Source organism: Streptomyces sp. NPDC001231, from assembly GCF_042896885.1.
In the GTDB taxonomy this organism is placed as follows: domain Bacteria; phylum Actinomycetota; class Actinomycetes; order Streptomycetales; family Streptomycetaceae; genus Streptomyces.
On the sequence record NZ_JBIAXS010000041.1, the window covers coordinates 25,531 to 51,797 of the forward strand.

The following is a 26,267-nucleotide window of genomic DNA, read 5'->3' on the forward strand; positions in this document are numbered from 1 at the left end:
CCACCGACAACCTGTCCGGCCGCGGACGCAAGCGCCCCCCACGCACCCGCCAGAGCCGACCTACCCTTGCTGCCTTCCGGCCCTGGGGGAGTTCAGTCAGATAGCGCCGCGTGAGGGGCTCCGCAAAGAGTACCCGATCCCGGGGACCGACAACGAGTTCGCGAGCACTCCTCCGAGTCATGTAATGTTTCCGGCGGAGGATTCGCCTAGAGGCCTAGGGCGCACGCTTGGAAAGCGTGTTGGGGGCAACCCCTCACGAGTTCGAATCTCGTATCCTCCGCCAGTGCCTCACCGGGCACGATGTCGAAGGGCTCCACCGCTTGCGGTGGGGCCCTTCGACGTTGTCCGCCTCAGTTTCCGTCTCAGTTGGCTTTTTCCTCAGAGCCGGTCGGCACCCAGAGCGCTTCGCCGACCTGCCGGGCGACCTTGCGGAGCATGACTCCCGTCACATGCGTGTACCGGGCGCGCATCCGGGCCGCTCCCCCCGGGCTCCCAGCCCGTGATCGAGTCGATCACGACGTCCGGGACACCGAGGACCAGGAGTACGGTCGCGGCGGTGTGGCGAGCACCGTGGAGACGGCCGTCCCGGACACCGGCATCCCGGAGCAGGCGCTTCCAGAGCTACGGATCAGAAGGTTGCAGGTTCGACACCTGCGGAGTGCGCACAGGTCAGAGGCCCCGGAGGGATCCGGGGCCTCTGGCGTTTGTCGTGGATCACTTCAGGACGTTCAGGAAGTTGGTGGCGTCGTCGACGAAGTACACGGCGTCATGGTCCACATCCACCGCAAGGCCGAAGAGCGCGCCTGCGCCGGGCGGGGAGCCGCTGTTGTCGAGCTGCCGGAAGGCCACTTGGCGGCCTGCCGGTGTGGTCTCGACGATGTTGCCGTCACCGCCGTTGACGGTCAGGATGTGGCCGTTGGGCGCGATGGCCAGGCCGAGGGGGCCGTTGAGCCTGCCGCCGCTGCTGACGACCCTGCCGGTGCCGGCGCTGGATCCCCGGGTCACCGCGCGCGGGATGACGGTGATCCGGTTCTTGACCGTGTCGGCGACGTAGAGCGAGCCGTCCTTGGCGAGGCCGACGCCGGTCGGGCCGATCACCAGGGCGGCGGGGTCGGTCTTCTGCGCGAAGCCCGAGCCGATCTTGGTGGTCTTCAGCCGCTTCGGCGGCCGGTTGTCATGGCGTTTGAGGGTGATGCGAAGGACGGTGCCCCGGTCCACTTCGTCGCCGTCGCCCGCCACGGTGCCGTTGAGCACGTTGGTGACGAACAGGTCGGTACGGTCGCCGTAGCTCGTGGCGGTCATGTCCCACGGTCCGTTGATGCCGCCTCCGGCGAGCGTCTCGCGGACCTTGCCGTGGCTGTCCAGTACGAGCAGGCAGCCTGCCCGGGCGGTGGCGGAGGTGCCGTCGGCGGTTGGCAGGCTGCCGACCACCACCCACCCGCCGGGAAGGATGCTCAGGGCGGTGGTGAGACCTACACCGCCGGGGCAGGGGCCGGGCAGGTGGGCCGGGTCGATCCGGGCGAACAGCGTGGCGGTGCCGCGCGGGCTGATCTGAACCAGGGTGGTGCCCGTGCCCTGCAGGTTCTGGCTGTTGTTGAAGTTACTGACCAGCACGTTGCCTCTGCGCAGCTTCCCGGCGTCGCGCGCAACCACGGCCGTGCCGTAGGGGTTCACGTCGCCGTTCGCGGGGACCGTGGAGGCAATCTCACGAACCGTATGCAAACGGCCGAGGAACGTCCCACCGGCCGAGGCCACACCTGACGCAGACGTCACTGAGATCAGCACGGCGGCTGTCAGCGCCGACAGCCCTCGCGCCAGCAGTGACAGAAAGTTAGTACTCATAAGCGGTACGTTAAAAGTGATGGTGGGATTTGGTGCGCACGGACACGCTCCGTCTTCGGGTGTTTCGCTCGACCGGCAGCCGAAGTGCGTAAGTGCAGGAGGCCGCGCAGTCGGCCATTGCCGCGGAGAACGGGTACGTCACGGCTGGGGATCAGCATCCTCACGTCCTGAGTGGCCTCTGCGCCGGGCACGATGTCGAAGGGCCCCACTGTTCGCAGTGAGGCCCTTCGACGTCGGCGACCCGGATCGTGCGGTGCGCGTGGTGGGCGGTGCCGGCGGCTCTCCCCGCTTCCTGCATCTTTCGGCAGAAGCGCTCCAGGGACTCCGGCTCCAGGCGGTCGAGCTTGTGGGCGCCCAGGCCGGGCACCCTCGGCAGGGCCGCAAGGCACCCTGCTCAGCCGGCTCACCAGACGCCATCGCCCGCGGTGAGCGGAAGTCGTCAGCCGGCCGTCTTGGCGATGATGCGTTCCATCTCCTCACGCCCGAAGGCCCGCAGAGTCGTGGAACGGATGTTGCCCACCCCGCCGAGATGCAGGAGCGCCGCGGTGGCAGTTTCGTCGTCGGGGGCCTCGACGACGGCCACGAGGTCGTATGGACCGACGGTCCAGTAGATGTTGAGGAGCTTCGCCCCGATCTTCTGTACCGCTGCGCCGAAGGTCTCGGCGCGCTTCGCGGTGTCCTTGTAGTTTCGGACCCCCTGATCGGTCCAGTTCAGCAGCGTGATGTACGTCGGCATGTTCTCTCACCTTCACGAGGAAACACATCGCGAGGTCAATCCTGGACATCAGGACTGAAACCTGCACGAGATGCGCACCCGAACGAGCCATGCCGACACCGCAGGCGGGTGGAGCCATACGGCCACAGCGATCCCGGCCACAAGCCAGCACGTCACCCGTGGACCACGTCAGCTCGCCGCGTCGAGCAGGTTTCGGAGGGCCTCTTCCACCTCGGGCACGCCCCCGTTCATGGCCGTTCAGGCGGGTCTTCCTCGTCACCGCTCACGGCGGTCGCTTTCGCGGCCTCCGTGTCGTGGCTCTCGCGTGCCGGCAGTTCTCGGCGTCTGGCTTCGGCGGCTTCGGCGATCAGGTGGGCCGCGTCGGCGGGGAGGGCCAGGTTCTTCTCCAGCCATACGGCGTCCGCGCCCTGGGTGTGGGTGGCGAGGACCCAGGCGGCGTAGAGGCGTTCGCGGGAGGGCGCGGCCGGGGTCTTCAGGATGGCGCGGACCGCCTCTTCCGGGAAGCCGTCCAGGGTGTGGGCGGTGAACCACGAGGTGTCGACCGGCTCGGTGGCCCGGGCCCGTGGGCGCCTGAACGGACGGGGACGGGCCCGCCGCACCCTCGTGCCGACGAGCAGCATGAACGCCACGGCCAGCACGGCAGCGGCCACGCCCATGCGATCGGCGGCGGGGAGCCTCGTCCACACCGGCAGCAGATAGGCCATCAGCCGATCGCCGTGGTGCGGGTAGGGCAGGATCACCGCAGGGCCTCCCTCACACCTCCATCCTCACTCCGCCTCCGGTCCTCGGCCAGGCCCCCGACCCGGCTCAGCCGATCTGGATGGCCTTGACCACCAGCAGCAGCGCGGCGATCACCAGGTAGCCCCGCAGCAGGCTCATTCCGAGTTTGATCCCGGGGGACCAGACGACCGGCTCCAGCAGCGCCAGGGGAGGCATGCGCCAGCTCTCGCGTTCGGGGCGGGGGATTCTCGGAGGCGGAGGCAGGGCCGTGCCCCGGCGGGCGCGGACGACGCGCAGCCCCACGGCCGCGCCCAGCAGCCCCACGATCAGCACACCGGTGAGCCACAGCGCGACCCGGGCGGTGTCCAGCGTCGGGAACAGGGTCGTCGCGACGAGGATTCCGGACAGCATCAGGAGCACCGCGATGATGGTCGAGGCCACCACGTTGAGCCAGCGCGGATTGACCCAGGGACCGAGGACCGCCCGGTCGTTGCACAGCAGCAGGAGGAACACCGACGCGGAGGGGAGGAGCAGTCCCGCCAGGGCCTGAACGGCGGTCGTGATCAGTCCGAGGGGCGCACCGGGGATCAGCACGACGGCGGCGGCGAGCAGCACCATCCCGGCGTAGGTCCCGTAGAACGCCTTGGCCTCGCGGAAGCTGCGGTGCAGGGAGTGGCGCAGGTTGAACACGTCGCCGAAGGCGTAGCTGGTGGCCAGGGTGACGGCAGCGGCGCCGATGATCGACGCGTCCAGGAGCACGACGGCGAACATCACTCCCAGCACGCGGCTGTGCCCGCCCAGGGCCTCGGCGACACCCAGCGCGTCGGTGAAGTGCCCGGCCGCTCCCGTACCGCTCACGGCGTAGTCGGCCACGACGACGATCGCGACGGCACCGCCGATCACGACGAGGGACCCGAGCACGGTGTCCGCGCGCTCATGGCCCACGAACCGCGGTGTGATGCGCTTGTCGATGATGTTGGACTGCTGGAAGAACAGCTGCCAGGGGGCGACGGTCGTACCCACGATCGCGATGATCAGCAGGACGGCCTCGGAGGTGACCCCGCCGCGCACACCCGGGACCAAAAGGTGGTGGACGGCCGCTCCGTAGCGCGGGTGGCTCATCAGCGCCAGCGGCACCAGTAGCAGGCTGACGGCGATGAAGGCGAGCATCGCGCGTTCCCAGCGCCGGAAGCTGCCCGTGGCGGTGATCGCGACCAGGGCGAGGGCGGCGACGGGCACGGCGATGTACTTGTCGACGCCGAGGTAACTCAGGGCGAGCGAGACTCCGATGAACTCGGTGACGATCGTCAGGAAGTTCAGCACGAACAGGTCGCCGACGCTGAACCAGCCCCAGAACCTGCCGAAGCGCTCGTTGATCAGCCGGGCGTGCCCGACACCGGTGACGGCGCCGAGCCGGACCACCATCTCCTGGTTGACGATGAGGACGGGGATGAGGAGCAGAAGCACCCACAGCAGGCTGTAGCCGTAGTTCTGGCCCGCCTGGGCGTACGTGGAGATCCCGCCGGCGTCGTTGTCGCCGACCATCACGATGAGGCCGGGGCCGACGATCGCCAGGAACGTCAGCAGCCGCCGCTTCAGGCTGCGGCTGGAGTCCGCCTCCTCCAGCCGGATACGTCCCAGGGCACCTTCGATGTCGCCGAGGTGGGCATCGTCCAGCACCGCTGTGGGACGGGGGTGGGGGCGGTGGTGGCCGGTGGGCCTTGGTGAGGGGGCGCCGTCGCGTCCAGGCGTCGTGGCGCCCTCCGGAGCGCCGGGGCCGCCGACCGGTGGCGTGCCCGGGGCTGCGGGGTGGGCACCGCCCTGCGCCTGTGGGTGCGGGCCGGGCGTGGACCGGCCCCCGTCGCCGCCCCCGGCCGGGGGCGGACCGGACGTACGCGGACGGTCCTCAGGACGGACGCCGGCCCCGGACCGACCGTCATCCGGGCGCGCGCCGGGCCGGGGCGGACGCTCCTCCGGACGGGCGCCGGGCCTGGGCGGACCGTCATCCGGGCGCGCGCCGGGCGGCGGCTGCTGCGGTGGGCGCCGGTCGGGCCGGGGCGGACCGTCATCCGGGCGGGCGCCGGGCCTGGGCGGACCGTCATCCGGGCGCGCGCCGGGCGGCGGCTGCTGCGGTGGGCGCCGGTCGGGCCGGGGCCCGCTCACGGTGAGGGCTCCTCACGCTCCTCCAGGCCCATCGCGCTGCCGGCCTCAGCGGTGCCGCCAGCCCCTGTGGTATTACCGGCCTCAGCGGTGCCGCCAGCCCCTGTGGTACTACCGGCCTCAGCGGTGCCGCCAGCCCCTGTGGTACTACCGGCCTCAGCGGTGCCGCCAGCCCCCGTGGTACTGCCAACCCCCGTGGTACTACCGGCCTCAGCGGTCCGGTGGGCGTCGGGCGGCGGAGCCACCTCCCGGCGCCGCCAGTCCTCCGGCAGTGTCGCCTCCAGCACGTCGTCGACCGTGATCACGCCGAGCAGGACCCCTTCGTCGTCCACGACCGGCAGGGTGATGAGGTTGTAGTCCGTCATCAGCAGGGCCACGTCCACCAGGTCCGTATCCGGGCCGACGCGCACGGGATCCGCCTCGCTCACCTCGGCCAGCCGTACCGCGGGATCGCTCTGCAGGATGGTGACCAGCCGGACCCAGCCGAGCAGTCGTCCGTCCTCGTCGACGGTGTAGACGCTGGTCAGCGCCTCCGGCTGGAGCCGGCTCGCCCGCCGGACCGCCGCCTCGGCCTCGCTCGCCGGCGTGTCCGGGGGCAGGGCCAGGAAGTCCATCCCCATCAGGCCCCCGGCGCTGTCGGGGTTGAAGCCCATCAGGGTCAGCACCTTGGCTCGCTGTCCGGCGGGCAGCAGTTCCAGCACGGTACGGCGACGGCCCTGCCGTAGATCGTCGATGGCGTCGGCCGCGTCGTCCGCCCGCATCCGTGCCAGTACGGCGGCGATCTCCACGTCGGTGCGGGCGTTGAGCAACCGGGAGGCCCGGTCCTCCTCCAACTCCTCGAAGACGTCCGCCTCCAGCTCCGGGTCCTGCCGGACGTCGCCGAGGATCTCGCGCTCCTCGTCCCGGGAGGCGTCCTCGAGCAGGTCGGCGATCTCCGCCGGCCGCAGGCGCCGGATCCGGGCCGTGGGGCGGCGGACCAGCGCACTGCGGCTGTGTCCGATCAGCGGCTCGAACGCCTTCCAGTCCCGGCACGCGTGCCCCGTCGAACGGTCCCCGAAGATCCCCAGCAGCCGGTGCGGTCGATGCGTGTCCACGCCCGACAGCAGCCACTGGCCGTCCCGTTCGGCCAGTTCAACGTCCTGCGCGCGGACCAGGCGCGCCTCGCCGACATCGATCAGCCGGTGGCCCAGCACATCCGCCCGCAGCAGCACCTCGCCCTCGCGGCGTTCGAACGGCCGCAGGTCCAGCCGTGCGCTTTCGAGCTCCACCAGGCCCTCGGCGTCGAGCGCGGCCACCTGCTCCACGGGGACGAACAGCTCACGGCCTCCCACGCCGACCACGAGCCCGGTCACCACCGGGTAGTCGGCACCGCGCAGCCGGACGATCACGTCGGAGAGCCGGCCGAGCGACCGGTCGCCCCGGTCCACCACGGGTCGCTTCACCAGTGACGACAGATGGACGGGCGCCCGCTCCCGGTGTGCGGCCGGCCGCGGCGAAGACGGACTGAAGGTCATCGCTCTGCCCTGCCCGAACGTCGGTTGCCCCCGCGACCAACGGTATTGAATTACCACAAACGCATGCAAACGCCCCACCTGGAGTGGGCTGGTGTCTCAGCGGGAGCCGGGCCTCCACGGCATGCGGCGGGCCCGGGGAGAACCGACACTGGTGGTAAGCCGAACTGGCCGGGGCGGGCCAGGACCTTGGCTCTCTCCGTGCCGGCCACCGAAGCTCGAAGGAGACGGTCATGACCACCGCACGGGAGATCATGCACACCGGTGCCACATGCGTCCAGGAGAGCGAGACGCTGGAGGACGCGGCGCGCCGGATGATGGAGCTGGACGTCGGAGCCCTGCCGATCTGCGGGCCCGACGACCGCCTCCACGGGATCATCACGGACCGCGACATCGTGGTGCAGTGCCTCGCCAAGGGGAGGGATCCCCGGACCATGACGGCGGGTGAGCTGGAGCAGGGCAAGCCGATCACGATCGACGCGAACGCCGACAGCGACAGTGTCCTGAGGACCATGGAGGAACACCGGATCCGCAGGCTGCCCGTCATCGAGAACCACCGCCTGGTCGGCATGATCAGCGAGTCGGACCTCTCACGCACTCTGCCGGAGACGCAGGTGGGCCACTTCGTCGAGGCCGTCTGCGCGACCGCCTGACACCGAAGGGCACCCAGCAGGACGGCGAGGGCTCCGACCGGATTCTGGTGGGAGCCCTCGTCGTGTCAGCCCGCGGCCCCGCCGTTGTCCAACTGACCGAGTTGTTCGGCGAGTTGGAAGAGAGCGGGCAGGGCGGCGGCGACGGCGGCCCGATCGGCGCCGTCCAGGGAGGCCAGCGCGGCGTCCATCCGGCGTTCGTGGGCGGTGGTCCACGCGGCGAGCTGGTCCCGTCCGGCCTCGGTGAGAGTGACGACGGAGGCGCGGCGGTCGGCGGAGTCGACCTCGCGCGCGACCAGGCCCGTGGTGATCATCTGGCCGATCAGTCCGCTGACGGTGCTCGGCGCGAGTCGCTGGCGGGCGGCGAGGTCGCTGATCCGGGCGGGCGAGTGCTCACCGAGCACCTGGAGCAGCTCGACCTGGGCCATGGGCAGCTTCTCCCATGGATAGTCGGTGCGGATCGAGGCCCGCAGGGCGCGGCGCAGGCGGGTCACAGCCTCGGTGAGCAGCCGGGCGTCCGGCGCCTCGGTGGCGGGGCCGGGCAGGGGAAGCTCGGAGCGGGGCTGCGCGGACATGCGGCAAGGGTAGCCGGGCCGCCGTGCGCGCCCTCCTGCTCGTACCGCCGCCGGGTCGTCCACCGGCTCGCGCGAGTTGTGCGGGTTGTTCACCGGCTCACGCATCGTTCTCACGCCCCGAGCCCCGGAAGGGACCGACGGTGGTCGCCCCGGTCCGGCCCCAGCCAGGCCGAGACGACGGCGACGGCCGACACCGCCACCAGAATCGACGCGGACCACCGCGCGCCGGCCTCGGTTCCGCCGCCGGCCGCCAGGTGCAGGGCGAGGGTGACCAGCGCCACGCCCAGGGCGGTGCCCAGACCGCGGGTCATGTTGACCAGGCCGCCACCGGTGCCGGAGGAACGGACGGGGATCGCGCCCATGATCAGGGCGTTGTTGGCCGGGGTGAACGTCCCCAGCCCCGCCCCGACCAGGGCCAGCAGCGGCACCAGCCAGGCAATGGTGAGGGGAACGGCCAGGAGCGCGGCCGTGGCGAGGAGGAATACGCCGGCTCCGGTCAGGCACCGGCCACGGTCGGTCAGGGAGCGCGGCAGCAGCCGGTCGCCGCCGGTGGCGCCGAGGGCGAACCCGGCGGGCAACGCGGTCAGCACCAGTCCCGCGGTCAGCTCCGAGACGCCTCGCGCGGTCAGCACGACCGGCACCAGCACCAGCGGACCGAACAGCACCAGGTATCCGCTGAGTGCCCCGACCAGCCCGAACGCGACCGCGCGCACCCGCAGCAGAGCCAGATCGAGCAAGGGCGCGGCGGTCCGCCGCTGATGGCGGACGAAGCCCCAGCCGGCCAGAGCCGCCACCCCGAACAGCAGGACCACACCCCAGGCGGGCACCGGCAGACCGGAGGCCGCGGACACACCGAGCAGCGCGCAGGTCGTCGCCACGGCCAGCAGCACCAGTCCGGCCCAGTCGAAGCGGGCGACCTTCGTGCGGGCCCTGGTCCGCGGCAGCAGATAGTGCCCGCTCACCAGCGCGACCACCCCGACCGGCACGTTCACCCAGAACACCCAGCGCCAGCCCAGGGTGGACACCAGTGCGCCACCCACGGTGGGCCCCAGGGCGAGCCCCAGCGCCTGCGCGGCGGCCTGCACGCCGAGCGCGGTGCGCATCCGCCCGCGGGGCGCGCTGGTGGTCACCAGCGCGACGCTGTTGGCCTGCATCAACGCCGCTCCGGCCGCCTGCACCACCCGGAAGCCCACCAGCGCCGCCAAGGAGGGCGCCAGTCCGCAGGCGGCGGACGCCAGCGTGAAGACGGCGAACCCGTACAGGTACAGCAGCTTGCGGCCGTGCGCGTCCGCCAGCCGCCCGGCCGGCACCAGCAGCGCCACCAGGGCCAGCAGATACGCCAGCGACACCCATTCCACCGCGGCGAGCGAGGCGTGGAACTCGGTGCGCAGGCTCCCGTAGGTCAGCGTCACGATGCTCGCGTCCAGCTGACCCATGAAGGCCCCGAAGCACACCGTGGCCACGGCCAGCCACCAGGCGTTCGGTCGTGACCGGATCCCCTCCGGGCGGGCCCGCTCCGCGGTGAGCACGGCGGGCCAGCGCGGACGGGACGGGCTGTGCGTCGTATCCGGAGCCATGACTCCAGATTACATCGGTCACCGAAATATTCGGGATCCGTCCGATCCTGCCCCCTCCGACACCGACCCTCCGCCGCCCCCAAGCCGCCCAAGCACCCTGAGCCCTCTCAGGGCTCCGCCGCTCCTAAGTCCTCCATCACCGCGACCGTGTCGAGCCCGACGTGGTGCAGGGTCCGGTGCACGGTGCGCCGGGCTCCGCGAATGGTGAGCGCGGTCGCCGGCCACCGCGTGGCGACCCGCAGCAGGGCATAGGCGCACGCCAGGTCGAGGTGGGTGGCCTCGCTCATGTCCACGATCCACTCGTCGGCCTCGTTCAGCGGCGGGGCTCCGAGTCGTTCCTCCAGTGGCCACAGGGCTTCCGCCCCGATGTCCCCGGCGAGTGCCAGTTCGGCCCGTCGGCCGTCGGTCGCCCTGACCACCAGGGGCGATGCCGGGAGATGCGCGGCTGCCATGGCGGCCTCCTTCGCGTCCGCCATACTCCGTCCATCTCCATGGTGGCCCCGCGACCACGTCCGTGGCGCCCTTGGGGCCCGGCTCCGGGGAACGATCGGCTCAGGCACTCTTGCGTGCCGTGCCTCCGGCCGGTCGCGCCGCCGTCGTGGTGGACGTGGACGGGGTATCGGTGTGGGGGGTGCGGGGCTGGCGGTGGCGGGGCGACGTGCGCCGGGGCGGTCGGGTCAGGGTGATCTGGCGTACGAACTGCTGGAAGCAGGCCAGGGAGGCCAGGCCCGGCAGGGCGGCCACGGCGATGTCCACGATCGTCCGGGGTGCCTGCAGCACGCACAGAAGCATCGCGATGGACGAGAAGATCAGCACCACGCCCCAGGAGTGGACGGCGCGGCGCTGGTGCAGCGCGGCCCGCAGCACGGACAGCGAGGCGACCAGCCAGGGGCCGTAGACCAGCAGGGGCCACCAGGACGCGATGCCGTCCTGCGTCCGTGCCATGGCCACGACGCGGAGGGGATCGTAGGCAACCATTCCGCCGAAGAAACTCACTGAGGAAGCGATCACCGCGGTCAGCGCGGCGATGACGTGACTGGCGGTCCGCAGGACGTTCGGACGCTTGCGTTCCCGGACCTTTCGATGGCGTCGGGTGACCGCCTTCAGCGGAGGCAGTTCCTCCGTGATCGCCTGGAGGTTCTCCAGGGGCGTGCTGATGCTCGGGGCGGGCTCGGTGACCGGTGCCTCGTCCCGGGCGACGAGGATGTCCGGCCGGTGCTCCTCCATCGCGTCCTGGAGCATGAAGGCCAGTTCCTCGGCGGGGTCCCAGGCCGCGTCCGGCGGCTCCAGGGGAGACGTGAAGAACTCCGCCGGGCCCCGGTGCCGGCCGGTGCCCGCCCCCTGGTATCCGTCCGTACGGCTCGGGTAACCGGGATAGCCCGAATGGTCAGTCGAATGGCCGGAACGATGATCGATACGTTCGTCGTACATGACGGGCCGGCTATTCCGCTCCCGAGAAACGGGACCGGCCCTCCGAACCGAGCCAGCGGCGCGCGAGGTCGGCTTCCAGTCTGCTCATCGCCTCCAGGAAATCCCGCAGCAGGGGCTCCGTCACCTTGAGCGCGACCGGAAAACCTCCCCTGGTCAGGGTGCCGTTGACAGTGGCCGACGAGTGCACCGGGGCGGGAAGGTAGGTGTAGGGACCCAGCGCCACCGCGTGTGCGGCGACCGGGTCCTCTCGCTCCTGACCCCCGAACAGACCCCAGTACCCTTCCCTGGTTGCCTTAGTCATGTCCCGACTAACGCCGTCCGACTTTCCCCGGATGCGCGGCAAATGGGTGAAGGAATTCCCTGATTAGCCCTATATGTGCGATGGGATGTCTCATCCGTACAAATGAAGAGACGGGCATGGGCCGGTGATCCGCCGTTCGGTGTGCGGCACGTCGACAATACGTCCCCGGAGTCGCATGTCACGGGTATCGACCCGCCGCGTTCCGCACCCGCCGACGCACCGGCCGGCGTCCCGCAGTCGCTAGCGCAGGATCCGGACCTTCCGTTCCACACTCACCTGGTCGATTTCCGACACCCGTACCGTCGCCTTCATGGTCCAGGTGCCGGGGATCGGGAGGTTGAGGGAGTCGGTGCCCCAGTAGCCGCCCCTGTTGGTGAGCCCGGCGTCGACGGGTCCGATCTTCTGCGCGGGCAGGGACAGGGACAGGCGCAGTTCGGGGACGATGGTCAGGCCGCCGTCCGGGCCGTAGACGACGGCCTCCACGGCGTTCTGGCCGACCCGGCCCGGTTCCAGGGTGATCTGCACCTTGCCGTGACCGCCCGGGGTGCCGACGTCGAACGGAATGACCGTGACGGTGGCTCCCGGGACCCCGGCCTCGGGCGTGGCCTCGGCCGCCTCGGCGGCCGCGCGGCCCGGCAGGGTGCCGGCCAGCACCGTGGTGAAGACCAGGACCGCGATGCCCACGGCGACCTCGGCCAGGACGGAGCGGCGCAGGGCGCGGCGGCAGGCGTCGGGGGCGGGCGCGAATGCGGGCGCGGGTGGCTTTGTCCCGGAGGCCTCCGCTCGTGCCTCCCCGTCGGGTACCGCCGGTGCCTTCCCGTCGGGTACGTCCGGCTCCGTGTCCGCCGTCACCAGCCGTGCCGTCCAGCGCCGGGAACGGGCCGCCACCACCAGCAGCAGTGCCACCACCACGAGTTTGACCAACAGCAACCGGCCGTACGCCGTGCCGGTGAGCGTGGCCCAGGAGCCGAGGCCGCGCCAGGACTGGTAGACCCCGGTGACGACGAGGACGGTGACGGCGCCGAAGGCGATCCGGGAGAAGCGCGCCACCGCCGCGGTCAGCGCAGGACCGTCCGCGGAAGGCGCCACCGCGCTGCTCCCCTCAGCGACCGCGACCGTCGTACGGCCTCCGCTGCCTTCGGACGCGACCGTGACTGCCGCCCTTGCCTGCGGCCCCGGCTCCGTCGCGCCGTGCCCCGCCTCCGGCTCGTCGGTCGTGACGTGCTGAAGGGTGGTCAGGAGGGCCGTCAGGCCGCCCAGCCAGACCGCCATCGCCAGCAGATGCAGCACCGACGAGGTCATCGCCACCGGAACCTGGATACCGGCCGAGGCGTGCTCGGACCCCGCCCACGTCAGCGCCAGGGCGAGGGCCAGCGCGGCGCCCGCCGCCAGGGTCGCGCGCGAGGCCTTCTCCTCCGGCCGGCGCCGGGACAGCCGCACGAGGAGGACAGCCGCCGGGGCGAGCAGGGCCAGGCGGGCCAGCAGCATCAGACCGGGGCGGCCGGTCAGGGTGCGGGAGACGGCCGCGGGGTCGAAGGCCGACACCGGACCGGTCCCGGTCTCGTAGGGCGCCCGCAGCACGAGCAGGGCGAGCGTGGAGGCCAGCAGTGCCCACCAGCCCGCCGCCAGCGGCTTGCGCAGCGGGTTCGCGTTCGGCGGACGGCACAGCAGCTCGAAGGCCGCCGTACCGATGAGCAGGGCCGCGGCGCCGTAGGCGGTGTAGCGGGCGAGGTCGTAGAGGCCGCGGGTCGTGGGGTTCTCGGACGGGCCGGTGTCGATCGCGGCCATCGTCGGGGACGGCTTTCCCACGGAGAAGGTGAAGGCGCCGGAGACGGGGTGGCTGTCGGCCGACACCACCCGCCACGCCACGGTGAACGTGCCTTCGCCCAGCCCCTCCGGGAACGCCACCCGGGCCGTGTCCGGTCGTCCGGGCGCGTGCTGCGGCTCGCCCGTGCGCACCCGCCGCCCCTCGGGGTCGAACAGGCGGAAGGAGTCGTCGAGCAGGCTGACGGACTCGGTGAAGGCCAGAGTGATCGTGCCGGGCGCCGTCTTGAGGACGATTCCGTCGGCGGGGTCCGCGCCCCGCAGGGCGGCGTGGGCGGAGGCGGGTCCGGCGCCGCCGAGGAGGAGCAGGACCAGTACCCCGCCGAGCAGCGTCAGCTTCCCAAGTCGTCGCCGTACGCGTCCACGGCGCACAGCGCCGTCCCGACCTTCGCCCCGCCGTCCGGTCACGTCACTTCTCCGTCTTGGAACTCGCCGGCTTCTGGATGAGTACGGACGAAGACGGCGCTCTGCTCACCCAGGGTCCCGCGAGAAGGCTGACTTGCGGGGCGGGAGGGCCGGTCGGGCGCGGGGCGGGGCCGGCACGGGCCGAGGGGGTCCGACTCCCGGAACACCATGCCGCGGTCCCGGCCGCCGGCCCCGCCCGAGTCCTCCGGCTGCGTCACGCCGTCCGGCGGGCGACCATCGGGACATGGACGTCACCCTTCATCTCGCCCAGGACCCCGAGGCCGACGCGCTCCTCGGCCGCAGTCCGCTCGCCGCGCTGGTCGGCATGCTGCTGGACCAGCAGATCCCGATGGAGTGGGCGTTCACCGGGCCGGCGACGATCGCCGGGCGCATGGGCACCGACGACCTGGACGCCCACGAGATCGTGGCCTTCGAGCCGGAGACCTTCGCCCGGCTCCTGTCGGACAAGCCGGCCGTACACCGCTACCCGGCGTCGATGGCCAAGCGGATCCAGCAGCTGTGCCAATACCTCGTCGAACACTACGACGGCGACCCCGAGACCATCTGGCGGGACGTCGACAGCGGGCGCGAACTGCTGCGACGCCTCGAGGAGCTGCCCGGTTTCGGCAAGCAGAAGGCGCAGATCTTCCTGGCGCTGCTCGGCAAGCAGCTCGGTGTGCGGCCCACGGGGTGGCGGGAGGCGGCGGGAGCGTACGGCGAGCCGGACTCCTTCCGGTCCGTCGCGGACATCACCGGGCCCGAGTCGCTGGCCAGAGTGCGGGCGCACAAGCAGGAGCTGAAGGCGGCGGCCAAGGCAGCCGAAGCGGGCAGGGCGACCAGGCCCTCCGGGAAGTGACCGGGAGGGCGGTGCGGCCGAGGCGGGCCGTGCGCCGCACGTCAGCCGACCGGCCGGTCCCGGGTGGCGGTACGCGCGCGCCCGGTCCCAGCATGAACCATGACCGAGCCACCGAGCAGCGGCCCCGACGGCCCGGGGTACGACGATCGCCGCGTCCACGCCGTGCGTGACCCGCGGGAGCCGCGGACATCGCCGCCCCCGCAGTACGAACCGCCGCTGGAAGGGCCCCTGCACCTTCTGTCCCACGCCGCCTGGCAGGCGGTCCTCGCCGCCGGTGTGGCCGCCCTGGTCCTCGGCATCCTGGTGCTGCTCTGGCCGGGCGCCTCCCTGCTGGCCGCCGGAATCCTCTTCGGGATCTACCTGCTGGTCAGCGGCGTGCTCCAGTTGGTCTCCGCGTTCGGCACCCACAAGACGACCTCGTTGCGCGTGCTGGCCTTCGTCAGCGGCACCCTGTCGATCCTGCTGGGCCTGCTGTGCTTCCGCGGCGCCACGCAGTCGATCCTGTTGCTCGCGCTGTGGATCGGCATCGGCTGGCTGATCCGTGGCATCACCCTGACGATCGCCGCCGTCCACGACCGCGGCACGCCCGCGCGCGGCTGGCAGATCTTCCTCGGCATCCTCACCTTCGTCGCCGGCATCGTGCTGATCGACGCCCCGCTCCAGTCGGCCGCGGTGCTCATCACGCTCGGCGGGTGGTGGTTGGTGGTGGTCGGCGTCTTCGAGATCGTCACCGCCTTCCGTATCCGCGGGCACGCCGAACGCGTCCCCCGCACCGTGTGACCCCGTTGTCCACAGCCTGTGCACAACGGTCCTGCGGCGGCGGCTCGCGCACCGTGCGGTCCGGGCACGGTCCCGCTGTCGCCGAACTCAAGCCCCCGTTCCCGGTTCGCCCGGTTTTGCTGCGGCATTTCCAGCGCCGCACTCCGGCGGCCGGGCTGCGCCCGGAAGGTCTGGGCCGGTAGGCTCTCCGTGTGATCTTCAAGCGCATCGGAAACGGCCGGCCGTACCCCGACCACGGCCGGGAGAGCACCCGGCAGTGGGCGGACGTCGCGCCGCGCCCGGTCCGCCTCGATCAGCTCGTGACCACCAAGCAGCAGCTCGACCTGGAGACCCTCCTCGCGGAGGACTCGACCTTCTACGGCGACCTCTTCGCGCACGTCGTGAAGTGGCAGGGCGACCTGTATCTGGAGGACGGCCTCCACCGCGCGGTGCGGGCGGCGCTCCAGCAGCGCCAGGTGCTGCACGCGCGCGTGCTGGAGCTGGACTGAGCATCCGGGCCGCGGGCCCACGCCGTTGAAGCCGGGCCCCTGAGCCGGGCCCTTGGCCAGGGCCTGAGCCGGGACCGTGAGCCGGGAGTCGAGCCGTCCGGACCGGCCGTTCGGTGACGGCTTGGACCTTTCGGGTTCTGCTGAGCCGCCCCAATGATCATCTAGTAGGAATCACCGCTCATGCCCACTACGCTGCGCTCATGAGCATGCTGACTCCCCCCGGCATGGGCGGGAAGTACCGGATCACGGGGAACAGGTACCCGCGGATGCGCAAGCCCCGGCGGCGCGGCAGGCTCGTGTTCCTCGCCGTCGCCTCCGTCGCCGTCCTTGGCGTGACCGGCTGGGGCACGTGGCAGCTCATCGATGTCTTCACCGGCGGCCGGAAGGCCTCGGCGGCCGGCACCGACGGGGACTGCTCGACCAAGGCGTCGGCGAGCCCGTCGGCGACGAGCGCGGCCCGGGCGCTGCCCAAGCCGGGCCAGATCACGGTCAACGTCCTGAACGCCACGCCCCGCAGCGGCCTGGCCAAGCAGACCGCGGACGAGCTGAAGAAGCGCGGCTTCCGCATCGGTCAGGTGGGCAACGCGACCGAGCAGTTCGACAAGAAGGTCAAGGGCGCCGGACTGCTCCTCGGCCCGGCCTCGTCGCTGAACACCTCGCTGCCCGTCCTCGCCACCCAGCTCGCCGGGGCGGAGAGCCGCACGGACACCCGCAAGGGCACCGACGTGGACCTGATCATCGGCACGGGCTTCAAGGCGCTGACCCTGCAGGCGGCCGCCGATCAGGCCCTGACCGCCCTGACCGCCCCCCAGTCCTCGGCAACCGCCCCGAAGAAGGGCTGCTGAGGTCCCCGCGGCCGGGTCGGTGGCGGGTGGCCCCGTGGGGCGGCTGGAGAGGCGTCAGGCGGCGGGCCGGTACTACTCGGCGGCGCCGTACATCCGGTCGCCCGCGTCTCCGAGGCCCGGGACGATGTAGCCGTGCTCGTTGAGGTGTTCGTCCACCGAGGCCGTCACCACGGTCACCGGGGTGCCCGCCAGGTCGCGCTCCATCACGGCGACGCCCTCGGGTGCGGCCAGCAGGACGACCGCGGTCACGTCGTCGGCGCCGCGCTTGATCAGCTCCTGGATGGCCGCGACCAGCGTGCCGCCGGTGGCGAGCATCGGGTCCAGGACGTAGACCTGACGGCCGGAGAGGTCCTCCGGCATGCGCGTGGCGTACGTGGAGGCCTGCAGCGTCTCCTCGTTGCGGATCATGCCCAGGAAGCCCACCTCGGCGGTCGGCAGCAGCCGCACCATGCCGTCCAGCATGCCGAGCCCGGCCCGCAGGATCGGCACCACCAGGGGCCGCGGGTGGGAGAGCTTGACGCCGGTGGTCGGGGCGACCGGCGTGTTGATGTCGACCTGTTCGGTGCGCACGTCGCGGGTCGCCTCGTAGGCGAGCAGGGTGACCAGTTCGTCGGCGAGCCGGCGGAAGGTCGGGGAGTCGGTGCGGCGGTCGCGCAGCGTGGTGAGCTTGTGAGCGACCAGCGGGTGGTCGACGACGTGGAGACGCATGGGCCAACAGTAACCGGGCCCCGATTCCGCCCGCCCGCCCGCTGTCCCGTCGGCGGGCGGCCCGGGCCGCACCCCCGCCGGCGTGCGCTGTTGTGGCATCAAACCCGGCATCCGGGGGAAAGTGGGAGTGACGGACTGGGGTGGTGAGCCGATGCCTGATCGGGAACGGGAACCTGACAAGGACCCGTCGCCGCGCGTGCGACGGAAGACGGCGGACCTCCCGGAGACGGCCGGCGCGGCGGACGCCGACGCCGAACGGCGCCGCCGCCGGGCCCGGTTCCTGCGCGATCTCGCCGAGGCCCGGGCCCTGCGCGACCGCGTCCAGCCGCGCCGCGCCAAGACCGCCCGGCTGCGGCACGCCATGCGCATGCGCACGTTCCGCTGGTAGGACACCACTGGGACACGGGCGCCACCGGGACACGGGCACCGGACACGGGCGCCACCGGGACACGGGCGCCGGAATCGCCATCGGGGCACGAAGGACCCCCGCCGTGCGCCGAGTCACGCACTCGGGCCATGGGCGCGGGTCGCGGAAGGCTCCCGCCACGGCCCCAGCGAGAACCCCAGGGAAGGCGCAGGACCGGACACACGGCAAGACACGCGCGGAAGGCACACGGGAGTGGAGCTGCACCCGCACGGACGTCTCCGACGGTGGGTGTGCGTGGCCGCCGGGGGAAAGCCGCGTACGATCCGCTGGTGGCGGCAACGAGTGCGCTGGTGAGTCCTTTACCGGTGTGCGATCAAAACTGCCGGACACAGGGAGCCGAAGACGTCCCCTGAAGGCCTTGTTTCTGCCACGATTCCGAGTGGGTGGGGCTCGGAGCCCAGCTCCCCCGCCCAGAACCTCCGCCGGGGGGACCCCCAACCGGCACGCCTATGACCAGTGGGAGAGTCACGGTGTACTTCGCCGCACTGCTCGCGCGCACCGAAGACGGGTGGGAAGCGAGCGACACAGAGCTCGACGATGTGGAGACGCTGGCCGACCTGGCCGACCTGGCCCGGGAAGCCTCGGCCGACGACGACACGGTGCTCGTCCTGATCGAGCAGGAGGACGCGTGGTTCGGCGTGGTGCGCGTGGACGGCGAGGACGACCCTCGTATCTACGTCTCCGACGCCGCCGCCGCTGCCCGTAGCTCGTACGGCGAGATCCTGCTCACCGACGAACTGCTCGGCCGGGAGCCCGGCGACGACGGCCCCGACCTGGACGCCCTCGACCTCGACGGCACGGAGGACGGCGAACCGGCGTCCACCGAGGACGACGAGGAGGAGGAGTCGGCGTCCGCCGAAGCCATCACGCACAGCCCGCTGGGCGACGGCGAGATCCTCGACGACCTGGGGGTCGGCGCGAAGGAGCTGCGCATCCTGGACCCGGAGGACGCGCTGAACGCCATCGCCGAGGCCCTGGGTGCCTCGGAGGTGCTGGAGACCGTCCGCTGACCGGGCCGGACGCGCCGGCCCCGGGCGGACCGTCCGACATGAGCGGGATGCCGGACACGAGCCGGACGCCGGCCCCGGCCGGGGCCCCGGACCATGCCCGGGCTCCGGACCCGGTGCGCGACCGCTGGCGGGCCGCGATGCGGCTCGCCCTGGACGAGGCCGGGCAGGCCGTCCCGGGCGGGGACGTGCCCGTGGGCGCGGTCGTGCTGTCCGCCGACGGCACGACCGTGCTCGGCGTCGGCCACAACGAGCGGGAGGCCACCGGCGACCCGACCGCCCACGCGGAGGTGCTCGCCATCCGGCGGGCCGCCGCGAAGACCGGGCAGTGGCGGCTGTCGGGCTGCACCCTGGTGGTCACGCTGGAGCCGTGCACGATGTGCGCCGGAGCGATCGTGCTGTCCCGGGTGGACCGGGTGGTCTACGGCGCCCGCGACGAGAAGGCCGGCGCCGCCGGCTCCCTGTGGGACGTCGTACGGGACCGGCGGCTCAACCACCGGCCCGAGGTGATCGAGGGCGTGCTCGCCGAGGAGTGCGCCGCGCTGCTGACCGACTTCTTCCGCGGCCGCTGAACCCGGGCCGCCGGGGCGGGGCGGAAACGGATTTCGGAGCACGGCCCGGTGTGCTGTAAGGTCTCCCTCGGTAGCGTGTCCGAGCGGCCGAAGGAGCTCGCCTCGAAAGCGAGTGTGGCGCAAGTCACCGAGGGTTCAAATCCCTCCGCTACCGCTTGAGAAGGGCCCCGTCCACCTGGACGGGGCCCTTTGTGCGATCATCTACAGCGCTCGGCCCGGGCGGTACCGACTACAGGCAGCTCAGCGACAGGGAAATCACCGACAGGGGGAGGCCGCGATGGCGATGAACGCCAAGAGGATCGTCGTCTATGTGCTCGTGGTCTTCGTGCTGTACGTGATCATCACAGACCCGAAGGGGGCCGCGGGCTACGTCGAGATAGGCTTCGAGGGCATATCGGACGCCGCCAAGGCCATAGGCGACTTCATGACGTGGGCCGCCGACGGAGGAAAATGATGATCCGCCACCTGGTCCTCTTCAAGCTCAATGAAGGCATCGAGCGGGACGACCCGCGCGTCGTGGCGGGCGTCGAGGCCTTCCGCGCCCTCGGCGGGCAGATCGAGGACCTGCGCTTCTGGGAGTGCGCCTGGAACGTCAGCGACCGGCCCATCGCCTACGACTTCGCGATCAACTCGGCGGTCGAGGACACCGACGCGCTGCGCCGGTACCTGGAGCACCCGGCCCACCAGGCGGGCGTCGCCCAGTGGCGCGAGTTCGCCACGTGGGTGATCGCCGACTACGAGTTCTGACGGCCCGGCACTTCTCAGCCGTACGGCCGTACGGATGCACGCTCGGCCCCGCATCGGAACGGTGCGGGGCCTCTCGACGTCTTATGCCCTATTTCATCCCTCAACACGTGCATATGCGGTGCTTGAACACGATGCACCTGTCTTGTGATGCTATGACCGCTTTTGACGGATGAGTTGATCGACGAAGAGGTGGCGTTGACCGTGTCGGCCAAGACTGCGCCGCCCCAGGATCCCGTCTCGGCCCCGGCCACCACCACGGCCACGGCCTCGACCACGGCCACCCCGGCTCCGGCCGAGACTCCCGCTGCGGATCCGGCCCCGGCTCCGGAGAAGCGGCGCGGTGCCGACACCCGGGCCCTCACGCAGGTGCTCTTCACCCAGTTGAAGGAGCTCGAACCCGGCACGTCCGAGCATTCCCGCGTGCGCGGGGCGCTCATCGAGGCGAACCTGCCGCTCGTGCGCTACGCGGCCGCCCGCTTCCGCTCCCGCAACGAGCCGATGGAGGACGTCGTCCAGGTCGGCACCATCGGGCTCATCAACGCCATCGACCGCTTCGACCCGGACCGGGGCGTGCAGTTCCCGACCTTCGCCATGCCGACGGTCGTCGGCGAGATCAAGCGCTACTTCCGCGACAACGTCCGCACGGTCCACGTCCCGCGCCGGCTGCACGAGTTGTGGGTGCAGGTCAACAGCGCGACCGAGGACCTGACGACCGCCTTCGGCCGCTCCCCCACGACCGCCGAGATCGCCGAGCGGCTGCGCATCACCGAGGAGGAGGTGCTGTCCTGCATCGAGGCCGGACGCTCGTACCACGCGACCTCCCTGGAGGCGGCCCAGGAGGGCGACGGGCTGCCCGGGCTGCTGGACCGGCTCGGCTACGAGGACCCGGCCCTGGACGGTGTCGAGCACCGCGACCTGGTCCGCCACCTCCTCGTCCAGCTTCCCGAACGGGAACAGCGGATCCTGTTGCTGCGCTACTACAGCAATCTGACCCAGTCGCAGATCAGTGCGGAACTCGGCGTGTCCCAGATGCACGTGTCCCGGCTACTCGCCCGTAGCTTCCAGCGATTGCGATCCGCAAACAGGATCGACGCGTAACCGGGAAGAGCGAATCACCCATCAGGGCACTTCCCGACATCTTCAAGCAGAAAAGCCGTCAGACCCCTTTTTTCCAGGGCCGATTCGGTTCTGACTTGTCGACAAGTCCCTACAGCGCGTTGCCGACATGTGACATTCTGCGGGAAGCGCGTTTGCCGTGGCTTCGGCTCCGGTATTCAGGTGAGGGCTGCGTTCTCCTCGTCAGAGAGCGTGGCCGCGACCGTCCCGCGACCCAGAGGGGGTGGCATGTCCGCAGACCAGGGCAGCTCCAAGGTGCTGACGCTCACGAAGAGCGAGACGCCCTCCCCGGCGCTCGAGCCGCTCGACGCCCTCGACGACGTGGCGGCCCTCGAGGCCGCTCCCGCCCCGGCTGTTCCGGCCGCGTCGGCCTTGCCGGCCTCGGAGATCATCGACACCCGCACCCTGTCCCGCTCCCTGTTCCTGCGGCTCGCCGCACTCGACGAGGACAGTCCCGAGCGCGCCTACGTCCGGGACACCCTGATCGAGCTGAACCTCCCGCTGGTCCGTTACGCGGCGGCCCGCTTCCGCTCGCGCAACGAGCCGATGGAGGACATCGTCCAGGTCGGCACCATCGGCCTGATCAAGGCGATCGACCGCTTCGACTGCGAGCGGGGGGTGGAGTTCCCGACCTTCGCGATGCCGACGGTCGTGGGCGAGATCAAGCGCTTCTTCCGCGACACCTCGTGGTCGGTGCGGGTACCCAGGCGCCTTCAGGAGCTGCGTCTGGCGCTCACCAAGGCCAGCGACGAGCTCTCGCAGAAGCTCGACCGCTCCCCGACCGTCACGGAACTGGCCGCCGTGCTGGGCGTGTCGGAGGAGGACGTCGTCGACGGCCTCGCGGTCGGCAACGCCTACACCGCCTCCTCGCTCGACTCCCCGACCCCCGAGGACGACGGCGGCGAGGGCTCCCTGGCCGACCGCCTCGGCTACGAGGACACGGCGCTGGAGGGCGTGGAGTACCGCGAGTCGCTCAAGCCGCTGCTGGCCAAGCTGCCGCCCCGGGAGCGGCGGATCATCATGCTCCGCTTCTTCGCCAACATGACCCAGTCGCAGATCGGCGAGGAGGTCGGCATCTCGCAGATGCACGTCTCCCGGCTGCTGACCCGGACGCTGGCACAGCTGCGGGAGGGGCTCATCAGCGACTGATCCGTACGGTCCGGCGCCTGTCTTTCGACGGGGCGTCGGACATCACGGCGCACTGCCGTGGTGACGTCGACTCCTGGCCGCCGAGGCGCCGTTCGGGCGCGTCGGCGGCCGTCGTATGTCTGGGAGCCGTTTCCCGGCCGCGCGCGGGGGCGGCGGGGCCGGCGGAGAGGGAGCCGACGGGGGAGAGAGGGCGGCCGGCGCCGATGGACGGAGCCTGGGAGCCGGAAAGAGTGGTTCGTACCGAAAGGGCGGTTCGCCCTACTTGAGCGCGAGCCAGGCGACGGCCGCGACGACCGCCACCGCGGCGACGACAGCGACGATCAGTCCGACACGCGGGCCGGAGGAGGCCTGCTGCTGCGCGCTCTGGGGAGGCGCGTCGTCGACGAACGCGCGGAACATCTGGGTGCTGCCGGCGGGGTCGTAGTTGCCCTGCGGGCCCTGGGTGTTAGCCATGGCCCGAGACCCTAGCGAAAACGCTGCCGCCGCCCAAGCGGGGGGCCCTGCAGCTCATTTGGCATCCCACCTGGCACCCCGCTCGGCACCCCGCTCGGCACGTCGCTCGGCACGTCGCTCGGCAAGGAACTCCGACGGGCGACTGGACGCCGACCGCGTCGCACCGTGGTCCCGGGACAGCGGACGACACTTCACCTGCGGGTTTACATTCGCCAATACTTGCCTTTGCCATGTTTTTGCGCCGCCGGGGTCCGATTTGTTTGCCTGTGGCAACCAACCACTCTACCGTTGCCCTGAGCAACGAATTCGGGAGGTGTGATGGCCGAGCAGACGCAGTACGAAGAGCTCGCGCGTCAGCTCAGTGCCGTCGGAGCCGTGAAACGGGACATGGGGCGGATCCTGCCGCCCGACTGCCCGGCCGGCTCGGCCGCCGTGCTGACCTTGCTCGGCCGCCACGGGGACATGCGCATGAGCAAGCTCGCCGAGCTGCTCTCCGTGGACATGTCGGTGACCAGCCGGCACGTCGCGCACGTCGCCGCACGCGGCTGGATCGAGCGGATCCAGGACCCCGCGGACAAGCGTTCGCGCATCCTGCGCCTGACGCCCGCCGGGCTGGACCAGCTCGACGAGCTGACCCTGCGGAGCACCCGCCTGCTCAGCGAGCGGCTGAGCGACTGGACCGACGACGAGGTCGGCCAGCTGATCCGGCTGATGACACGCCTGCGCGCCAGCTTCGGAGACTGCCGTTCCGCTCCGGCCCGGATCCCCGCACCCGTTGCCCCCAAGACCACCCGTACACCCGCAAGCACGTAAGAAAAAGGAAGCCCATGGCAACGACCACACCAGCCGGTGTGCGGGCCCACGCCAAGCACGGAGGAGGCTCCCCCGGCAGCGCTCCGATGACCCACCGGCAGATCATGGAGGCGCTCTCCGGGCTGCTGCTCGGCATGTTCGTGGCGATCCTGTCGTCCACGATCGTCTCCAACGCGCTGCCGCACATCATCGGCGACCTCGGCGGCGGCCAGTCCGCCTACACCTGGGTGGTCACGGCCGCCCTGCTGTCGATGACCGCGGCCACTCCCCTGTGGGGCAAGCTCGCCGACCTCTACAGCAAGAAGGCGCTCGTCCAGATAGCGCTCGTCATCTTCGTCCTGGCGTCGGCCTGCGCGGGCCTGTCCCAGAACCCGGCCATGCTGATCGCCTGCCGTGTGGTGCAGGGCATAGGCACCGGCGGTCTGTCCGCCCTCGCCCAGATCGTCATGGCCGCGATGATCTCGCCGCGGGAGCGCGGCCGTTACTCCGGCTACCTCGGCGCCACCTTCGCCGTGGCCACCGTCGGCGGCCCGCTGCTCGGCGGTGTCATCACCGACACCTCCTGGCTGGGCTGGCGCTGGTGCTTCTACGTCGGCGTGCCCTTCGCGATCATCGCGCTGATCGTCCTGCAGAAGACCCTGCACCTGCCCGTGGTGAAGCGGGAGGTCAAGGTCGACTGGGGCGGCGCGTCCCTGATCTCCGCCGCCGTGTCGCTGCTGCTGATCTGGGTCACCTTCGCCGGTGACAAGTACGCCTGGCTGTCCTGGCAGACGTACGCGATGGTCGCCGGTTCGATCGTCCTCGGTCTGCTCTTCGTGTTCGTCGAGTCCAAGGCGAGCCAGCCGATCATCCCGCTGCGGCTGTTCCGCAACCGCACCATCACGCTGGCGTCGCTCGCCTCCCTGTTCGTCGGTATCGCGATGTTCAGCGGCACCGTGTTCTTCAGCCAGTACTTCCAGCTGGCCCGGGACAAGTCCCCCACGATGTCGGGCGTCATGACCATCCCGATGATCGGTGGTCTGTTCGTCTCCTCCACCGTCTCCGGACAGTTCATCACCCGTACCGGCCGGTGGAAGGGCTGGCTGGTCAGCGGTGGCGTGCTGGTGACGGCGGGTCTCGGCCTGCTCGGCACCATCCGCTACGACACGGAGTACTGGAAGACGGCCGTCTTCATGGCCCTGCTGGGTCTCGGCATCGGCATGATGATGCAGAACCTGGTGCTGTGCACGCAGAACCAGGTGTCAGCGAGCGACCTCGGCTCGGCCAGCTCCACGGTCACCTTCTTCCGCTCCCTCGGCGGTGCGGTCGGCGTCTCCGCGCTCGGCGCGGTGATGGCCCACCGGATCACCGACTACGCCAAGGACGGCCTGGCCGACCTCAGCCCGAAGTACGCGGCCGCCATGTCCGCCTCCGGCGACACCATCCCGGACATGAACGCGCTGCCCAAGCCGCTGCGCACGGTCATGGAGAGCGCCTACGGGCACGGCATCGCCGACATCTTCCTGATCGCCGCCGCGCTGGCGGCGGTGGCCTTCCTGATCACGCTGTTCATCAAGGAGGTCCCGCTGCGGACCAAGGGCGCGCTGGCGCAGGCCGGCGAGGCCGAGTCCGCGCCGGTGGACCCGGCCGCCGCCCCCGTCGTCGCCGAGGCCCGGTCCGCCGAGGCCGCGGCCGGCTCCGCCGGGGAGCGGGTGCCCAGCTGGGCGATGGCCGCCTCCCCCGCCGAGGGTGCCGGGACCGGTCCCGAGGGCACGCAGCGACTGGCCGCGGTCGCCACGGTGGCGCCCGGTGCGCCGGGCGCCGGTGCCGGCGGCGGGATTCCGGTGCACGGCTTCGTCCGGGGCGCCGAGAGCGCGCCGGTGCCGCAGGCCGCGGTCACGCTGATCTCGCTGGCGGGCCGCCAGCTGGGCCGGTCGGTCGCGCAGGCCGACGGCGCCTACACGGTGGACGCGCCGGGCGCGGGCTCGTACGTCCTGATCGCCTCCGCCGACGGCTTCCAGCCGCAGGCGTCCACGGTGGTCGTCAACGGCGAGCCGGTGGCGTACGACATCCTGCTCAGCGGCACCAGCGGGCTGGGCGGTGTGGTCCGGGCCGCCGGGTCCGGGCTGCCGGTGAAGGACGCGATGGTGATCGTCACCGATGTGCGCGGCGACCTGCTGGCCACCGGGACCACCGGGGAGAGCGGCGAGTTCTCCTTCGCCGAGCTGGTGCCGGGCGCGGTGACCGTCGCGGTGAACGCCGCCGGGTACCGGCCGCGGGCGCTGCCGGTCGAGGTGGGCGGCACCGGGGTGACCCGGGTCGAGATCGACCTGGAGGCCGGGGCGCAGCTCCAGGGCGTGGTCCGCGCTCCGCACGGTCCCCTCGCGGACGCCCGGGTGACCCTGGTCGACGCGGCGGGCAACGTGGTCGGCACGTCCACCACCGGCGCGGACGGGGCGTACGCCTTCACCGACCTGAGCGGCGGTGACTACACCGTCATCGCGACGGGCTACCCGCCGGTGGCGACCGCACTGACGGTCACGGGCCGCGGTGTCGACGACCACGACATCGAGCTCGCCCACCCCGGCGAGTAAC

27 protein-coding genes, 2 tRNA genes, 1 other RNA gene and 2 pseudogenes are annotated in these 26,267 nt (G+C 71.5%); 16 read left to right on the plus strand and 16 right to left on the minus strand.

The window, feature by feature from the left end:
* Nucleotides 1-27 precede the first annotated feature (27 nt).
* Nucleotides 28-122, minus strand: an RNA gene (gene ffs, locus ACFY3J_RS34585) — signal recognition particle sRNA small type.
* A gap of 73 nt (nt 123-195) precedes the next feature.
* Between ffs and ACFY3J_RS34590 the strand changes: the two genes are divergently transcribed.
* A tRNA-Ser gene (locus ACFY3J_RS34590) sits at nt 196-283 on the plus strand.
* 79 nt (nt 284-362) lie between these two features.
* Here ACFY3J_RS34590 and ACFY3J_RS34595 read toward each other — a convergent pair.
* The 7 genes and pseudogenes from ACFY3J_RS34595 to ACFY3J_RS34625 form a co-directional block, all read right to left on the minus strand.
* Nucleotides 363-618 (minus strand): annotated as a pseudogene (locus tag ACFY3J_RS34595) (site-specific integrase); the annotation flags it as partial.
* A 96-nt stretch (nt 619-714) separates the two neighbouring features.
* On the minus strand, nt 715-1,722 hold the full coding sequence (locus tag ACFY3J_RS34600) for a hypothetical protein (RefSeq protein ID WP_390842492.1): 1,008 nt from the start codon (nt 1,720-1,722) through the stop codon (nt 715-717).
* Nucleotides 1,723-2,077: 355 nt separating this feature from the next.
* Nucleotides 2,078-2,209, minus strand: a pseudogene (locus ACFY3J_RS34605) (site-specific integrase); the annotation flags it as partial.
* Between the two features lie 72 nt (nt 2,210-2,281).
* Entirely contained in the window at nt 2,282-2,578 is a 297-nt protein-coding gene (locus ACFY3J_RS34610) for a GYD domain-containing protein (RefSeq protein ID WP_384185679.1), read from the minus strand.
* Nucleotides 2,579-2,805: 227 nt separating this feature from the next.
* The gene (locus ACFY3J_RS34615) at nt 2,806-3,318 is read right to left on the minus strand and encodes a hypothetical protein (protein WP_384185676.1); all 513 of its coding nucleotides are present in this window, start codon (nt 3,316-3,318) and stop codon (nt 2,806-2,808) included.
* 67 nt (nt 3,319-3,385) lie between these two features.
* The gene (locus ACFY3J_RS34620; protein ID WP_384185673.1) at nt 3,386-4,978 is read right to left on the minus strand and encodes an NRAMP family divalent metal transporter; all 1,593 of its coding nucleotides are present in this window, start codon (nt 4,976-4,978) and stop codon (nt 3,386-3,388) included.
* A gap of 479 nt (nt 4,979-5,457) precedes the next feature.
* Nucleotides 5,458-6,888 carry a magnesium transporter MgtE N-terminal domain-containing protein gene (locus ACFY3J_RS34625; protein ID WP_390842493.1) on the minus strand — a complete coding sequence of 477 codons (1,431 nt, stop codon included), beginning with the start codon at nt 6,886-6,888 and terminating at the stop codon, nt 5,458-5,460.
* A gap of 314 nt (nt 6,889-7,202) precedes the next feature.
* Here ACFY3J_RS34625 and ACFY3J_RS34630 point away from each other — a divergent pair, with 314 nt between their 5' ends.
* Nucleotides 7,203-7,622 carry a CBS domain-containing protein gene (locus ACFY3J_RS34630; RefSeq protein ID WP_384185666.1) on the plus strand — a complete coding sequence of 140 codons (420 nt, stop codon included), beginning with the start codon at nt 7,203-7,205 and terminating at the stop codon, nt 7,620-7,622.
* Between the two features lie 65 nt (nt 7,623-7,687).
* Here the strand turns inward: ACFY3J_RS34630 and ACFY3J_RS34635 are convergent, their stop codons facing one another.
* The 6 genes from ACFY3J_RS34635 to ACFY3J_RS34660 all read right to left on the minus strand — a co-directional run bounded on the left by ACFY3J_RS34635 (nt 7,688) and on the right by ACFY3J_RS34660 (nt 13,699).
* On the minus strand, nt 7,688-8,194 hold the full coding sequence (locus ACFY3J_RS34635) for a MarR family winged helix-turn-helix transcriptional regulator (protein WP_390842495.1): 507 nt from the start codon (nt 8,192-8,194) through the stop codon (nt 7,688-7,690).
* Between the two features lie 110 nt (nt 8,195-8,304).
* Nucleotides 8,305-9,771 carry an MFS transporter gene (locus ACFY3J_RS34640; RefSeq protein WP_384185660.1) on the minus strand — a complete coding sequence of 489 codons (1,467 nt, stop codon included), beginning with the start codon at nt 9,769-9,771 and terminating at the stop codon, nt 8,305-8,307.
* A gap of 107 nt (nt 9,772-9,878) precedes the next feature.
* On the minus strand, nt 9,879-10,223 hold the full coding sequence (locus tag ACFY3J_RS34645) for an STAS domain-containing protein (RefSeq protein WP_384185657.1): 345 nt from the start codon (nt 10,221-10,223) through the stop codon (nt 9,879-9,881).
* A 100-nt stretch (nt 10,224-10,323) separates the two neighbouring features.
* The gene (locus ACFY3J_RS34650; protein ID WP_384185654.1) at nt 10,324-11,202 is read right to left on the minus strand and encodes a DUF2637 domain-containing protein; all 879 of its coding nucleotides are present in this window, start codon (nt 11,200-11,202) and stop codon (nt 10,324-10,326) included.
* A 10-nt stretch (nt 11,203-11,212) separates the two neighbouring features.
* Nucleotides 11,213-11,503, minus strand: coding sequence for a hypothetical protein (locus ACFY3J_RS34655; RefSeq protein ID WP_384185651.1), 291 nt, complete (start codon nt 11,501-11,503; stop codon nt 11,213-11,215).
* 240 nt (nt 11,504-11,743) lie between these two features.
* Nucleotides 11,744-13,699 carry a copper resistance protein CopC gene (locus ACFY3J_RS34660; RefSeq protein ID WP_390842496.1) on the minus strand — a complete coding sequence of 652 codons (1,956 nt, stop codon included), beginning with the start codon at nt 13,697-13,699 and terminating at the stop codon, nt 11,744-11,746.
* A gap of 277 nt (nt 13,700-13,976) precedes the next feature.
* Here ACFY3J_RS34660 and ACFY3J_RS34665 point away from each other — a divergent pair, with 277 nt between their 5' ends.
* From ACFY3J_RS34665 to ACFY3J_RS34680, 4 genes are all read left to right on the plus strand, one after another.
* A complete protein-coding gene (locus tag ACFY3J_RS34665; RefSeq protein WP_384185646.1) occupies nt 13,977-14,588 on the plus strand; it encodes an HhH-GPD-type base excision DNA repair protein in 612 nt (203 codons plus the stop codon).
* A 99-nt stretch (nt 14,589-14,687) separates the two neighbouring features.
* Complete coding sequence (locus ACFY3J_RS34670; protein WP_384185643.1) at nt 14,688-15,368, plus strand: HdeD family acid-resistance protein; 681 nt, start codon at nt 14,688-14,690, stop codon at nt 15,366-15,368.
* A 191-nt stretch (nt 15,369-15,559) separates the two neighbouring features.
* Nucleotides 15,560-15,856 carry a type II toxin-antitoxin system VapB family antitoxin gene (locus ACFY3J_RS34675; RefSeq protein ID WP_004943146.1) on the plus strand — a complete coding sequence of 99 codons (297 nt, stop codon included), beginning with the start codon at nt 15,560-15,562 and terminating at the stop codon, nt 15,854-15,856.
* 224 nt (nt 15,857-16,080) lie between these two features.
* Nucleotides 16,081-16,701 carry a LytR C-terminal domain-containing protein gene (locus tag ACFY3J_RS34680; protein WP_390842499.1) on the plus strand — a complete coding sequence of 207 codons (621 nt, stop codon included), beginning with the start codon at nt 16,081-16,083 and terminating at the stop codon, nt 16,699-16,701.
* Between the two features lie 72 nt (nt 16,702-16,773).
* Here the strand turns inward: ACFY3J_RS34680 and upp are convergent, their stop codons facing one another.
* A complete protein-coding gene (gene upp / locus ACFY3J_RS34685) occupies nt 16,774-17,409 on the minus strand; it encodes a uracil phosphoribosyltransferase (protein WP_141359975.1) in 636 nt (211 codons plus the stop codon).
* A 151-nt stretch (nt 17,410-17,560) separates the two neighbouring features.
* On the opposite strand from upp, the gene ACFY3J_RS34690 reads away from it, so the two are divergent.
* The 8 genes from ACFY3J_RS34690 (at nt 17,561) to ACFY3J_RS34725 (ending at nt 22,427) form a co-directional block, all read left to right on the plus strand.
* Nucleotides 17,561-17,797, plus strand: a complete 237-nt coding sequence (locus ACFY3J_RS34690; RefSeq protein WP_384185640.1) for a hypothetical protein — start codon at nt 17,561-17,563, stop codon at nt 17,795-17,797.
* 509 nt (nt 17,798-18,306) lie between these two features.
* Complete coding sequence (locus ACFY3J_RS34695) at nt 18,307-18,846, plus strand: hypothetical protein (RefSeq protein ID WP_384185810.1); 540 nt, start codon at nt 18,307-18,309, stop codon at nt 18,844-18,846.
* A gap of 47 nt (nt 18,847-18,893) precedes the next feature.
* Nucleotides 18,894-19,415, plus strand: coding sequence for a tRNA adenosine(34) deaminase TadA (gene tadA, locus ACFY3J_RS34700; protein ID WP_384185807.1), 522 nt, complete (start codon nt 18,894-18,896; stop codon nt 19,413-19,415).
* 69 nt (nt 19,416-19,484) lie between these two features.
* A tRNA-Ser gene (locus tag ACFY3J_RS34705) sits at nt 19,485-19,569 on the plus strand.
* Between the two features lie 123 nt (nt 19,570-19,692).
* Nucleotides 19,693-19,869, plus strand: coding sequence for a hypothetical protein (locus ACFY3J_RS34710; protein WP_384185637.1), 177 nt, complete (start codon nt 19,693-19,695; stop codon nt 19,867-19,869).
* Nucleotides 19,869-20,162: a Dabb family protein gene (locus tag ACFY3J_RS34715; RefSeq protein WP_384185804.1), complete on the plus strand. Its 294-nt coding sequence runs from the start codon at nt 19,869-19,871 to the stop codon at nt 20,160-20,162. The genes ACFY3J_RS34710 and ACFY3J_RS34715 overlap by 1 nt, the downstream gene beginning before the upstream one ends.
* A gap of 201 nt (nt 20,163-20,363) precedes the next feature.
* Complete coding sequence (locus ACFY3J_RS34720; RefSeq protein WP_384185635.1) at nt 20,364-21,260, plus strand: RNA polymerase sigma factor SigF; 897 nt, start codon at nt 20,364-20,366, stop codon at nt 21,258-21,260.
* Between the two features lie 246 nt (nt 21,261-21,506).
* Nucleotides 21,507-22,427 (plus strand): RNA polymerase sigma factor SigF, encoded by a 921-nt coding sequence (locus tag ACFY3J_RS34725; RefSeq protein WP_384185632.1) that lies wholly within the window; start codon nt 21,507-21,509, stop codon nt 22,425-22,427.
* A gap of 258 nt (nt 22,428-22,685) precedes the next feature.
* On the opposite strand, the gene ACFY3J_RS34730 is transcribed toward ACFY3J_RS34725, so the two are convergent.
* On the minus strand, nt 22,686-22,880 hold the full coding sequence (locus ACFY3J_RS34730) for a hypothetical protein (RefSeq protein WP_376545898.1): 195 nt from the start codon (nt 22,878-22,880) through the stop codon (nt 22,686-22,688).
* A 318-nt stretch (nt 22,881-23,198) separates the two neighbouring features.
* On the opposite strand from ACFY3J_RS34730, the gene ACFY3J_RS34735 reads away from it, so the two are divergent.
* Both ACFY3J_RS34735 and ACFY3J_RS34740 read left to right on the plus strand, forming a co-directional pair.
* Complete coding sequence (locus ACFY3J_RS34735) at nt 23,199-23,693, plus strand: MarR family winged helix-turn-helix transcriptional regulator (protein ID WP_384185629.1); 495 nt, start codon at nt 23,199-23,201, stop codon at nt 23,691-23,693.
* A gap of 14 nt (nt 23,694-23,707) precedes the next feature.
* The gene (locus ACFY3J_RS34740; protein ID WP_390842497.1) at nt 23,708-26,266 is read left to right on the plus strand and encodes an MFS transporter; all 2,559 of its coding nucleotides are present in this window, start codon (nt 23,708-23,710) and stop codon (nt 26,264-26,266) included.
* Nucleotide 26,267: the final 1 nt, after the last annotated feature.

Bases quoted from the DNA above. Each gene is read 5' to 3' on its own strand.
- ACFY3J_RS34610 (WP_384185679.1), bottom strand. From the start codon at position 2,578: ATGCCGACGTACATCACGCTGCTGAACTGGACCGATCAGGGGGTCCGA.
- ACFY3J_RS34630 (WP_384185666.1), top strand. From the start codon at position 7,203: ATGACCACCGCACGGGAGATCATGCACACCGGTGCCACATGCGTCCAG.
- ACFY3J_RS34635 (WP_390842495.1), bottom strand. From the start codon at position 8,194: ATGTCCGCGCAGCCCCGCTCCGAGCTTCCCCTGCCCGGCCCCGCCACC.
- ACFY3J_RS34640 (WP_384185660.1), bottom strand. From the start codon at position 9,771: ATGGCTCCGGATACGACGCACAGCCCGTCCCGTCCGCGCTGGCCCGCC.
- ACFY3J_RS34645 (WP_384185657.1), bottom strand. From the start codon at position 10,223: ATGGCAGCCGCGCATCTCCCGGCATCGCCCCTGGTGGTCAGGGCGACC.
- ACFY3J_RS34650 (WP_384185654.1), bottom strand. From the start codon at position 11,202: ATGTACGACGAACGTATCGATCATCGTTCCGGCCATTCGACTGACCAT.
- ACFY3J_RS34655 (WP_384185651.1), bottom strand. From the start codon at position 11,503: ATGACTAAGGCAACCAGGGAAGGGTACTGGGGTCTGTTCGGGGGTCAG.
- ACFY3J_RS34665 (WP_384185646.1), top strand. From the start codon at position 13,977: ATGGACGTCACCCTTCATCTCGCCCAGGACCCCGAGGCCGACGCGCTC.
- ACFY3J_RS34670 (WP_384185643.1), top strand. From the start codon at position 14,688: ATGACCGAGCCACCGAGCAGCGGCCCCGACGGCCCGGGGTACGACGAT.
- ACFY3J_RS34680 (WP_390842499.1), top strand. From the start codon at position 16,081: ATGGGCGGGAAGTACCGGATCACGGGGAACAGGTACCCGCGGATGCGC.
- upp (WP_141359975.1), bottom strand. From the start codon at position 17,409: ATGCGTCTCCACGTCGTCGACCACCCGCTGGTCGCTCACAAGCTCACC.
- ACFY3J_RS34690 (WP_384185640.1), top strand. From the start codon at position 17,561: ATGCCTGATCGGGAACGGGAACCTGACAAGGACCCGTCGCCGCGCGTG.
- tadA (WP_384185807.1), top strand. From the start codon at position 18,894: ATGCCGGACACGAGCCGGACGCCGGCCCCGGCCGGGGCCCCGGACCAT.
- ACFY3J_RS34710 (WP_384185637.1), top strand. From the start codon at position 19,693: ATGGCGATGAACGCCAAGAGGATCGTCGTCTATGTGCTCGTGGTCTTC.
- ACFY3J_RS34715 (WP_384185804.1), top strand. From the start codon at position 19,869: ATGATCCGCCACCTGGTCCTCTTCAAGCTCAATGAAGGCATCGAGCGG.
- ACFY3J_RS34725 (WP_384185632.1), top strand. From the start codon at position 21,507: ATGTCCGCAGACCAGGGCAGCTCCAAGGTGCTGACGCTCACGAAGAGC.
- ACFY3J_RS34730 (WP_376545898.1), bottom strand. From the start codon at position 22,880: ATGGCTAACACCCAGGGCCCGCAGGGCAACTACGACCCCGCCGGCAGC.
- ACFY3J_RS34735 (WP_384185629.1), top strand. From the start codon at position 23,199: ATGGCCGAGCAGACGCAGTACGAAGAGCTCGCGCGTCAGCTCAGTGCC.
- ACFY3J_RS34740 (WP_390842497.1), top strand. From the start codon at position 23,708: ATGGCAACGACCACACCAGCCGGTGTGCGGGCCCACGCCAAGCACGGA.